This window comes from Streptomyces muensis (assembly GCF_021474425.1).
GTDB lineage: Bacteria > Actinomycetota > Actinomycetes > Streptomycetales > Streptomycetaceae > Streptomyces > Streptomyces muensis.
Genome location: NZ_JAKEIP010000282.1, coordinates 1 through 10,014, shown reverse-complemented (window position 1 = coordinate 10,014; position 10,014 = coordinate 1). Strand labels below are relative to the sequence as shown.

12 protein-coding genes are annotated in these 10,014 nt (G+C 71.1%); 9 read left to right on the top strand and 3 right to left on the bottom strand.

Going from position 1 to position 10,014, the window contains the following annotated elements:
* The first annotated feature begins 308 nt into the window (after positions 1-308).
* The 7 genes from L0P92_RS37550 (at position 309) to L0P92_RS37520 (ending at position 4,914) form a co-directional block, all read left to right on the top strand.
* Positions 309-557, top strand: a complete 249-nt coding sequence (locus L0P92_RS37550; protein WP_234767547.1) for an SCO4226 family nickel-binding protein — start codon at positions 309-311, stop codon at positions 555-557.
* A gap of 304 nt (positions 558-861) precedes the next feature.
* On the top strand, positions 862-1,188 hold the full coding sequence (locus L0P92_RS37545) for a carboxymuconolactone decarboxylase family protein (RefSeq protein ID WP_234767546.1): 327 nt from the start codon (positions 862-864) through the stop codon (positions 1,186-1,188).
* 110 nt (positions 1,189-1,298) lie between these two features.
* Complete coding sequence (locus L0P92_RS37540; protein WP_234767545.1) at positions 1,299-1,856, top strand: FYVE zinc finger domain-containing protein; 558 nt, start codon at positions 1,299-1,301, stop codon at positions 1,854-1,856.
* 131 nt (positions 1,857-1,987) lie between these two features.
* Positions 1,988-2,368, top strand: coding sequence for a WXG100 family type VII secretion target (locus tag L0P92_RS37535; protein WP_234767544.1), 381 nt, complete (start codon positions 1,988-1,990; stop codon positions 2,366-2,368).
* 64 nt (positions 2,369-2,432) lie between these two features.
* Positions 2,433-4,049, top strand: a complete 1,617-nt coding sequence (locus L0P92_RS37530) for a WXG100 family type VII secretion target (protein ID WP_234767543.1) — start codon at positions 2,433-2,435, stop codon at positions 4,047-4,049.
* 17 nt (positions 4,050-4,066) lie between these two features.
* Positions 4,067-4,507, top strand: coding sequence for a protease inhibitor I42 family protein (locus L0P92_RS37525; RefSeq protein ID WP_234767542.1), 441 nt, complete (start codon positions 4,067-4,069; stop codon positions 4,505-4,507).
* 17 nt (positions 4,508-4,524) lie between these two features.
* Positions 4,525-4,914, top strand: coding sequence for a hypothetical protein (locus tag L0P92_RS37520; protein ID WP_234767541.1), 390 nt, complete (start codon positions 4,525-4,527; stop codon positions 4,912-4,914).
* A gap of 79 nt (positions 4,915-4,993) precedes the next feature.
* On the opposite strand, the gene L0P92_RS37515 is transcribed toward L0P92_RS37520, so the two are convergent.
* A complete protein-coding gene (locus L0P92_RS37515) occupies positions 4,994-5,755 on the bottom strand; it encodes a phosphoglyceromutase (RefSeq protein ID WP_234767540.1) in 762 nt (253 codons plus the stop codon).
* A gap of 189 nt (positions 5,756-5,944) precedes the next feature.
* Here L0P92_RS37515 and L0P92_RS37510 point away from each other — a divergent pair, with 189 nt between their 5' ends.
* Positions 5,945-7,207: an MDR family MFS transporter gene (locus tag L0P92_RS37510; protein ID WP_234767539.1), complete on the top strand. Its 1,263-nt coding sequence runs from the start codon at positions 5,945-5,947 to the stop codon at positions 7,205-7,207.
* A 19-nt stretch (positions 7,208-7,226) separates the two neighbouring features.
* Here the strand turns inward: L0P92_RS37510 and L0P92_RS37505 are convergent, their stop codons facing one another.
* The gene (locus L0P92_RS37505; protein WP_234767538.1) at positions 7,227-7,664 is read right to left on the bottom strand and encodes a DUF2000 domain-containing protein; all 438 of its coding nucleotides are present in this window, start codon (positions 7,662-7,664) and stop codon (positions 7,227-7,229) included.
* Between the two features lie 49 nt (positions 7,665-7,713).
* Here L0P92_RS37505 and L0P92_RS37500 point away from each other — a divergent pair, with 49 nt between their 5' ends.
* Complete coding sequence (locus L0P92_RS37500) at positions 7,714-8,523, top strand: helix-turn-helix transcriptional regulator (protein WP_234767537.1); 810 nt, start codon at positions 7,714-7,716, stop codon at positions 8,521-8,523.
* Here L0P92_RS37500 and L0P92_RS37495 read toward each other — a convergent pair.
* Positions 8,502-10,014, bottom strand: a 1,513-nt coding sequence (locus tag L0P92_RS37495) for a glycosyl hydrolase family 28-related protein (RefSeq protein WP_234767536.1), incomplete at its 5' end; no start/stop codon positions are given. The two genes, L0P92_RS37500 and L0P92_RS37495, sit on opposite strands and share 22 nt — an antisense overlap.

Here is a 10,014-nt window from a genome sequence, read left to right as displayed (position 1 = left end):
AGGTACCGCCCCCGACCCCACCCAGGAACGCCCGTCCGAGCAGCCCACCGACATCAGGAGCCTCCCACTCTTCGGCGCCTGCGGCTGCGGCTCGGGCTGCGGGTGCGGGTGCCAGTCGGGGAATCCCTGCCAGTGCGGGTGAGGGCGTAGCGGGTAGTCGCGTACGACCAGTGAGGGCTCCGGTGCGGTGGATGCGCCGGGGCCCTCTGCCGTGCCCTCTTCTCCGCGTGCCCGTGGTGCCGTACGGGCGCAGCATGGAAGGAGAGCGGGCGCGAGCGCACTCCTGGAAAGGGAAGGAGGTGCGAGGCATGCCTCAGTTCATGGACGTACATCACCACATGAAGGGCATCACGGCCGACCAGCTCAGGGAGGCCCACAACGCGGACCTCGCCATCGAGGCCGACGAGCGCGTGCACTTCGAACGGGCGTGGGCCGACCCCGAGTCAGGTCTCGTCTACTGCCTCTCCGAGGCACCCTCGGCCGAAGCGGTCCAGCGCATCCACGAGCGTGCCGGTCACAAGGCCGACGAGGTTCACCCCGTCCCGCTGTCGATCTGAGCGCGCGGGCGGTGCGACGCCGGACGAGACCCGTGTGGTGATGCCGCTGCCGCCCCTGTGACTCGGCACGCCCGAGCACGACCAAGGAAGAGACGGCCCTCGGTCTGCGGCCGACGCGGCCGGGGGCCGACGCGTGGCCGAGCGATGGCGACGGCCCGGCGGCGGCCGAGCTGCGGCCGAGCGGTAGCCGGGCGGCGACCCGCAGCCTCGAGAGGCGGTTCGGGGGAAACGGACTTACGGTCGAGCCGTCGGCCTGCGTCGACTTCCTCACTTCACCCACGACACCGACTGGAGACGACCTGCCATGGCCACAGCTTCTGAAACCCCGGTACTGGACACCCTCGCCGCCATGACGGTCGACTCGCTCGAACGGTGCGGGCTGGTCCCGGAGACCTTCATGCTCACCCGCATCGCGGCCCTCGCCGCGTCGGACGCCCCGCCGATCTCGTACGTCGCCCATATCGACCCCGCGATCCAGGCCGGGCTGACCGCCGAGCAGGTGCAGGACGTGCTGGTCGCCATCGCGCCCGTGGTGGGTACGGCACGCGTCATGACGGCCGCCGCGAACATCGCCAAGGCGCTCGGCATCACGATCGCCGTAGCGGAGACGGAGGCCGGGGGGCGGGCGTAGAGTCTCCGAGGCACCGTCGGCCGAGGCGGCCCAGCGCATCCGGACTCCGGAAGGATGCGCTCAGCCGCCGTTGAACGGCGGCATGTTGGTGCCAAGGGGGGCGGGACAAGGTGACTTCGGATGTCGGGCCTGACGGTGCGTCGCCCACGGCACAGGAGGCTCGCGAGGCCTGGGCGAGCGAGGCGTACGCGGTTCTGGTCGACGTCGCGCGTACGTACCACGCGGTCGTCACCTACAAGGAGTTGGCCGAGGAGATCCAGCGCAGGACAGGGATCCGTACCAAGGCCCTCCTGCACAACTGGATCGGTTCCGTCCTCGGAAGAGTCGTGCGCGAAGCGCATCGTCGCGGGGATCCGCCGCTGACGGCGTTGGTCGTGCGCACCGATGACGGCATGGTCGGCGACGGCTACAAGGAAGTCCTGGAGGTGGCCGGAGAACCTCCGGTCGAGGACGTGTCGGAGCGTGAGCGGCACGCCGCCGGGGCGCGTCTTGACTGCTATCGCCGCTTCGGAGCGACGTTGCCGCCCGGCGGCGGTGTGCCGGCCCTCGCACCCAGGTACCAGGCCGCGATCGACCGTCGCCGCGCTCGGACCGAGAAGCCGGCGCGGGTGTGTGGCAGCTGCTTCGTCCAACTCCCCGCGACCGGTGTCTGCGACTCGTGCGGTTAGCCCCCGGCCGTGATCGAGCAGGCCGCTTCTCCTGCCCCGGGGCTTGTCGGGGAATGGTGAAGGTCGCTGTGTTCATGCCACGCTGCCCTGCTACATTGCGCCCTCAAGATCAGAAACCGGGGGGGCGGGACATGACCGTGCAGGGGCACGCCGGGGGCTATCGCGTCCAGGCAAGTGCGATGGACAGTGAGGCGCGGGCGCTCGACACGGCGGGTGACGACGTCGGTGTCATCGCCAGGGCGGTCAAGGACACCGCCTGCTACCCCTCGGACGTACTCGGCGGCTCCGACGCGGGCCCCGCCTACAACAACTTCGCCGGTGACTGGCAGGCAGAGGCCAAGGTCCTGGAGAGCGCCCTGCACGAACTGGCCGACAAGGTACGGGTGTCCAAGGCGAACTACCAGGGCGCCGAGCACGCCTCCATCCGGGGCATGAGCGCGGCCGGCGGCGAGGGCGTGACGACGATGCCCGCGCCCGGCACGCCGCCGCGCGGCCTGTCCGACTTCGACTGAGCGTCCTTCGTACCGCGTACGAGTCCGCACTCCTGCCCGCACCACGACAGAAGGCCGCACCGTCATGCCCGACGCAGGCGAATCCACCACCGACCGCCGTCAGAAACTCGCCGAGTACCACGAATCCATCTCCTCGGCCGGCAGCAAGAACGATCTCATCGGGGCCATCAACAACGCCCTGGGCGTCTCGGCACCGGTCGGTGAACCCGAGGTCATCGAGGGTCTCGCCAAGACCTACCGCAAACAGATCGACGACGTCGCCGACGTGCAGCGGCGGGTGCAGAAGGTCGCAAACGAGGGCCTGCCCGACGCCTGGGTGGGCAGCACCGGGGCGCGGGCGTCCGAGGTGGTGATGGCGGCGGCCCGCTCCGCCGAGCAGATGGAGCAGGCGTTCAGCGGCGCGGCCGGCGCCCTGTACCGCCTGGCCGACGCGCTGACCAAGGCCAAGGCCCAGGACAAGGGTGGCCGCGAGCAGCTGAGCGAGGCGCTCGGCATGCTCGGCGGTGAGGACGGCTTCTTCGACGACATGGTGGAGAAGGACGCCGAGGAGGCGGAGCGGCTGCGGGCCCGCAACATCGCGGCCGCGGGCGCCAGGACGATGCACAGCGCCGCCGAGGTGGCCGACGACGCGGCGCGGGCCGCGGCACGCGACCTCAACAAGCTGGCGTCCGAGGCCCGGGCGGGCCAGATGCAGACCGACAACATCTCCGCCGCCGACCGCCTCGTACTCGCCGACATCGCGGGCCCCGGCGGCCCGGCCGAGATGAACGAGCTGCTGACCGCGAACGACCTGGAGCGCTCGGGCCGTGCGATGGAGCGCCTCGACGCCCGCGAGGAGGCCGAGTTCGAGCGGATGCTCGCCGAGGCGAAGACCCCGCAGGAACGGGCGTACCTCGTGAAGGCGCTGGCCGCCGGGTACGACGTCAAGGAGGTCGGCGAGTTCCGCGACAAGATCCACGGCAAGGACCCGGACTGGCTGCAGCGGCACTTGACGCCGGTCACCACGGCCGGGGACAGCCTGGTCGACGAGGGGATCAACACCAGCGGCCCGCACGAGGGTTCCAACCACAACACCGACCAGCAGACGTTCAACGGCGAGAGGTGGTCGCAGGAAGGCAACACCTGCGTGCCGTCGACCGTCGTCACCGGGCGCGCCATGGTCGATCCGGTGTACGCCCTCGAACTCACCGGCGGCCCGTCCGGGCAGGAGGACGACCCGGGCGCCTTCCGGGAGCGGCTGCGCGACGAGCAGCTGCGGATGCACGACGAGGGTGACGGCAACGACGCGTACGACTTCCCCTTCGGCTCGACACCCGACGGCATGGACAACGACGGCAAGACCGAGATCTCCAACAAGGAGATCAGTCCGCACACGGGCGGCGAGTACGAGTTCCAGGAGATCAGGAGCGCGGACGACCGCCGGGACGCGCTGCCCGACATCCAGCGGGCCGTCGCCGAGGGCAGACCGGTGCCGATCGGCGTCGAGGGCGAGGACGAGGACGGCGACCGGGTCGGCCACTCCATGATGATCATCGGTCAGGAGGGCGACATGCTGCAGGTCTACAACCCCTGGGGAACGACGACATGGGTCAGCGAGGACGACTTCGTCAACGGCAACATGGGCAAGGCGTCCGACAAGGACCTGCCCGACGCCTACGGCGTCCACCTGCCCGCCCAGTGAACGGAAGGCCGATCCCCTTGAAGCCCAGCCACCGCCTGTCCGCCGCCCTGGCGTTGCCGCTGACGGCGGTGCTGCTGTCCGGGTGCGGCCTCTTCGGCCCCGAGACGTTCGAGGCCGACGAGCGCGCCATCGAAGTGGACGCGGGCGACACGTTCGAGCTGGTGCTCCCGGCCAACCCCTCGATGGGCCAGGACTGGAGCATCGTGCGCCCCGGTCCCGACCGTGCCACGGTGCGCCAGGAGGGCGACCGGGAGGAGGACTTCGCGGGCGACAGCGGTCTCGACGGGGGTGGTGACGGTACGCAGACCTTCACCTTCGAGGCCGTGGCCGCGGGCACCACGAAGATCAGAATGAGCTACTGCGTGCTGGGTGTCTGCCCCGACGGCGACGACCGCACCGCGACGGGCGACCCCGGCAACGACCCGGCGTACTTCATCTACACGGTCACCGTGCGATGACCGGAACGGAGGTACCGATGAACCCCGGCAAGACCGACGAGGAGTCGGCGCGGGCCGACATCGCCATGCTCCTGCGCTACGGCATCGGCGCCCCTGGCCCGCGTCGCGGCGCCCTGTTCGGTGACGGAGCCGTGGGCGCCGCGGTCACGCTCGACCGCCTCGGGGTCCAGCCCCGCTCGGTGGCGTTCCTCGGCAGGACCGTCCGCAGCGGCGGCACCGGCTACACCGCCCGGCTGCCGGAACTGCTGCCCGGGCCGACGCCCTCGGACCTGATGCGCGGCTGGCTGGACGCGGCCGCGTCGGTGGCCCGGCCGGTCGAGGGCGACGAGGTCGTCGCCCGCTGGCTGGAGGCGGTCGCCGAACTCATCGGCCTGCGCCGCACGACCCGCGAGCGCGCGGCCCGCTGACCCGGCACGGCACAGCAACAAGCCCCCCACCAGCGGAGAACCCGCAGGCAGGGGGCTTGATCAGTCAGGGGCGCTCGGGCTACTTCTTCTTGCCCTGGTTCTTGACCGCCTCAATGGCCGCCGCGGCGGCCTCCGGGTCCAGGTACTTCCCCCCGGGCGTCACCGGGTTGAAGTCGGCGTCGAGCTCGTAGTAGAGCGGGATGCCGGTGGGGATGTTCAGGCCCGCGATGTCGGCGTCGGAGATGCCGTCGAGGTGCTTGACGAGGGCGCGGAGCGAGTTGCCGTGGGCGGCGACGAGGACCGTGCGGCCGGTCAGGAGGTCGGGGACGATGCCGTCGTACCAGTACGGGAGCATGCGGACGACGACGTCCTTCAGGCACTCCGTGCGGGGGCGGAGCTCCGGGGGGATCGTCGCGTAGCGCGGGTCGGCGGACTGGGAGAACTCCGTGCCGTCCTCGAGGGGCGGGGGCGGGGTGTCGTAGGAGCGGCGCCAGAGCATGAACTGTTCCTCGCCGAACTCCGCCAGGGTCTGGGCCTTGTCCTTGCCCTGGAGGGCGCCGTAGTGGCGCTCGTTCAGGCGCCAGCTGCGGTGGACCGGGATCCAGTGGCGGTCGGCGGACTCCAGGGCCAGCTGCGCCGTGCGGATCGCTCGCTTCTGGAGGGACGTGTGGACCACGTCGGGGAGGAGATCGGCGTCCTTCAGGAGCTCGCCACCGCGGACCGCCTCCTTCTCGCCCTTCTCGTTGAGGTTGACGTCCACCCAGCCGGTGAACAGGTTCTTCGCGTTCCATTCGCTCTCGCCGTGGCGGAGGAGGATCAGCTTGTACGGTGCGTCGGCCATGCGTCCGAGCGTAATCCAAGCCTTCGGCCGGGTCGCCCCCCGCCCGAGGAGCGGACGGTTGACGGGATCTGTTAATTGAGTGGCCTCGCGGAGCGGCACGCTTGTAAGTTGCGTTTGCCATATTGGCTTCTTACATCGGCTTCCGTAATCGGCTTCTTCCGTCCGTCTTATCTCCGTGGGGGACCCTTCATGCCCGTCGCCGCCCTGAGACGTGCCACCCGAGAGACCGTCTCCGGGCTCCCCCGCGAGTTCTGGTGGCTGTGGACCAGCACACTGGTGAACCGGCTCGGGGCCTTCGTCGCCACGTTCATGGCCCTGTACCTCACGCTCGACCGCGGGTACTCCGCCACCTACGCCGGTCTCGTCGCCGCCCTCCACGGCCTCGGCGGTGTCGTCTCGTCGATCGGCGCCGGCGTCATGACCGACCGGCTCGGGCGCCGGCCCACCCTCCTCGTCGCCCAGGCGTCCACGGCCGCCTCCGTCGCGCTCCTCGGCTTCATGCACCACCCCGTCGCCATCGCCGCCGTCGCCTTCCTCGTCGGCGCCGCCTCCAACGCCTCCCGGCCGGCCGTGCAGGCGATGATGGCCGACATCGTCCGGCCCGAGGACCGGGTGCGTGCCTTCTCCCTCAACTACTGGGCCATCAACCTCGGGTTCGCGATCTCCTCCATGGCCGCCGGGTTCATCGCCGAGGTCAGCTATCTCGCCGGGTTCCTGATCGAGGCCGGGATGACGGCCGTCTGCGCGGTCGTGGTGTTCGTGAAGCTGCCCGAGTCCCGGCCACCCGCCGTCCAGGACATCGACGCGGCCGAGGACAAGGTCGGGCTCGGGACCGTACTGCGCGACGGGCGCTTCATGAGCGTCGTCGGGCTGTCCTTCCTCGTCGCCCTCGTCTTCCAGCAGGGCGCGGTCGGCCTGCCGATCGCCATGGGCGACGCCGGGTTCTCGCCCGCCGACTACGGTCTCGCCATCGCCGTCAACGGCGTCCTGATCGTCGCGCTCCAGATCCCGGTCACCCGGTTCATCGAACGCCGGGACGCGAGGCGGATCCTCATCGTGTCCTCCCTGCTCGCCGGGTACGGCTTCGGCCTCACCGCCTTCGCCGGGTCGGTCGGCGTCTTCACGCTGACGGTGTGCGTCTGGACGCTCGGCGAGATGCTGAACGCCCCCACCCAGACCGGCCTCGTCGTCCGCCTCTCCCCCGCCCACGGGCGCGGCCGCTACCAGGGCATGTACACCCTGTCCTGGTCGGTCGCGGCCCTGGTCGCACCCCTGATGTCCGGTTTCGTGATCGACCGCTTCGGCGCCGAGTGGCTGTGGGGGCTGTGCGCGGTCGTCGGGACGGCGGCGGCCATCGGGTACGGCGTCCTGACGCGCCGCCTCCCGGCGGAGGCACCGGCTCCCAAGACCGATGCCCCGGCCGACGCGAAGCCCGAGGTCAGCGCCGCCTGACGGGACGGGCCCGCGTCCCTCACGGGTGCATCCGCGCCCCCTTCATCACCTTGTCCACCGCGTTCCTCGGCCCGTACACCGCCAGCCCCACCAGATCCAGCTCCCCCGTGGACACCGCCCGCACCGCCGCCCGGTTGTCCCGGTCGTTGCCCGTCGTGAACAGGTCGGACGTGAAGACCGCGCGCGGAAGGGAACGGGACAACACGCGCGCGTGTGCCGTCGTCAGCGTCTCCTTCGTGCCCTCGAAGACCAGCACCGGCTGGCGGAACATCGGCAGGTAGGGGACGCCGTCCGCGTCCTCGTACGGCTCGCCGATCACCTCGGGGAGCTGTGTTCCCAGGCCGCTGACCAGGAAGGCCGTGACGTTCAGGCGCTGCCAGGTCTCCAGGTCCTCGCGCAGCAGGACGGCGATCTTGGTGTCGAAGCGGACGGGGGGCTCAGCAGTCGTATCGCTCATGGTTCGAGACTGGCGGCCGCCGTACGGCACGGTCTTGTACGTTTTTTGCATGGCCACCCGGCGCGTCGACCAGCAGGAAGTCACCGCGTGGCGTCCCCGCGTCCCGGGCGTCACCGAGGTCTTCCACGCCCACTTCACCGAGTACGCCTACCCGATGCACGTCCACGAGGCCTGGACGCTGCTGATCGTCGACGACGGCGCCGTACGGTACGACCTCGACCGGCACGAGCACGGCACCCCGCACGACACCGTGACCCTGCTGCCGCCGCACGTCCCGCACAACGGCTCCCCCGCCACCCCGCACGGCTTTCGCAAGCGGGTGCTGTACCTGGACGACAGCCGGCTGGGCGACGACCTGATCGGCCGGGCCGTCGACTCCCCCGACCTGCGCGACCCGGTGCTCCGCCGGCGCGTCGGCCAGCTGCACACCGCCCTCGCCCGGCCCGGCGACGAACTGGAGGCGGACAGCAGACTGACCCTCATCGGCGACCGGTTGCGCGACCACCTGCGCCCCGAGGCCGTCGCCGACGTCCCGCGCCGCGACCCCGCCCTCGCCCGCCGGCTGCGCGAACTCCTCGACGAGCGCGTCGTGCAGGGCCTCGCCCTCGACGAGGCGACCGGGCTGCTGCACGCCCATCCCGCCCATCTCGTACGGTCGTTCAGCACGGCGTACGGCATCGCCCCGCACCAGTACCTGATGTCCCGCCGCGTCGACCGGGCCCGGCGGCTGCTGCTGGAGGGCCGGTCACCGGCCGAGGTGGCGACCGCGACCGGCTTCTACGACCAGTCCCATCTCACCCGGCACTTCCGCAAGCTGGTGGGCGTGCCACCGGGGCGCTATCGCGGCAGCGCGCGCTGAGCGTCGTACAGATTGCGCGGCCGTACGGCGTCCGTCGTGCCGTAGAGCTCCAGGCGGGAGTGGAGGTCGCCCGCGAAGTCGGGTACGTCGATCTGGTCGAACTCCCTGACCTCGTTCAGGCCGACGGTCGCGGAGTACGGCGCCAGGCCGTCGAGGCGGATCATGCCCGCGCGGCCGTTGGTCACCCGCACGTTCCAGTGCGTGAAGCGTGCCCCGAACAGCGGGCCCGCGCTCGCGTCGCCGCCGTGGCGGCCGTCGTTGTGGACGGTGATGTCGGTGCGGACGTTGGCGAAGGGCAGGCCGCGGTGGCTGTCGAAGGTGCCGGTCCGCATGTCGCCGCGGGACCAGACGTTGTGGGAGGACAGGCCCTCGACGTTGATGCCGTGGAGCTGGGTGCCGGGCGGGGCCGGGGTGGTGCGGGCCTCGATCGTGAAGTCCTCGATCAGGTTGTCGTGCGAGCCCTCGCGGCAGAAGTACGGGTGGTGGCTGCCGCGGCCCGCCACGCGCGTGTGGCGGAGTGTGCAGGCGGAGGCCGCGACCAGGCCGAAGCCGTTGTCGACATGGCGGACCGTCACGTCGTCCACCCAGCAGTCGTACGTGCACTGGAGGACGACGCCGTTGTGGCCCTTGTCGAGGAGGTGGGGCTGTTGCGGGGTCTGCGTCGCCTCCAGGGTGAGACCTTCGACGCCCGAACCGGTCAATTCCGGTACGTGGCTGGTCAGTCGCGGGTCCCATTCGGGGCGGAGGTCGAGCGGGAGCGGGCGTTCCAGGGTGACCTCGCGGCCGTGGACGCGGGCGATGCGGACGGGCCACTCGTAGGGGACGTACGAGGTGAGCTTGGTCTTGTCCTCCCAGGTGTAGGCCTCGGGGCCTGGGCCGCCGCCGCACATGTGCTCCAGGAGGGTGTGGTCGGGGTCGTCGGCGAGGCGGAGGAGGACGAGGGTGCCGGGGCGCAGGGCCGAGGGGTCGTCGGCCGTCACCGTCCAGGAGCCCTGGCGGGCGGGCGCGAGGGTGGTGAGGGTGCGCCACTGGTCGCGCCGGTTGCCGGTCCAGCCCTCGAAGGGCCAGGTCTTCGCCCTGATCGCGGCGACGAGGGAGGTCCAGCGGGCGGTGGGGGCCAGCCATATGAGGCCGCCTGCCCAGGACCAGGACGACTTGTCGCCGCCGTAGCGGGATCCGTAGACGCCGATCAGTTCGGTGAGGTTCTTGGTCGCGTGGAGTGTCGTACGGGTGCTGCCGGCGCCGCGGAGGACCACGTTCGAGTGGCCGATGCGGATCAGGTCGTCGATGCGGAACGTGCCGGGCGGGAGGGTGACCGTGCCACCGCCCGCCCTTCCGGCGGCGGCCAGGGCGCGGTTGATCGCGGGGGCGGAGTCGGTCGTGCCGTCCGGTACGGCGCCGAAGTCGCGTACGTCGGTGGTGCGGGGGTGGTGAGGGAGGCGGCGGGCTCCGACGCGGCAGCCTGCTCGGCCGATGTACGGGATCTGGGGG

Excerpts from the sequence above, each read along its gene's own strand:
- L0P92_RS37515 (WP_234767540.1), bottom strand. The coding sequence starts at position 5,755 with ATGGCCGACGCACCGTACAAGCTGATCCTCCTCCGCCACGGCGAGAGC.
- L0P92_RS37550 (WP_234767547.1), top strand. The coding sequence starts at position 309 with ATGCCTCAGTTCATGGACGTACATCACCACATGAAGGGCATCACGGCC.
- L0P92_RS37530 (WP_234767543.1), top strand. The coding sequence starts at position 2,433 with ATGCCCGACGCAGGCGAATCCACCACCGACCGCCGTCAGAAACTCGCC.
- L0P92_RS37535 (WP_234767544.1), top strand. The coding sequence starts at position 1,988 with ATGACCGTGCAGGGGCACGCCGGGGGCTATCGCGTCCAGGCAAGTGCG.
- L0P92_RS37545 (WP_234767546.1), top strand. The coding sequence starts at position 862 with ATGGCCACAGCTTCTGAAACCCCGGTACTGGACACCCTCGCCGCCATG.
- L0P92_RS37510 (WP_234767539.1), top strand. The coding sequence starts at position 5,945 with ATGCCCGTCGCCGCCCTGAGACGTGCCACCCGAGAGACCGTCTCCGGG.
- L0P92_RS37505 (WP_234767538.1), bottom strand. The coding sequence starts at position 7,664 with ATGAGCGATACGACTGCTGAGCCCCCCGTCCGCTTCGACACCAAGATC.
- L0P92_RS37500 (WP_234767537.1), top strand. The coding sequence starts at position 7,714 with ATGGCCACCCGGCGCGTCGACCAGCAGGAAGTCACCGCGTGGCGTCCC.
- L0P92_RS37520 (WP_234767541.1), top strand. The coding sequence starts at position 4,525 with ATGAACCCCGGCAAGACCGACGAGGAGTCGGCGCGGGCCGACATCGCC.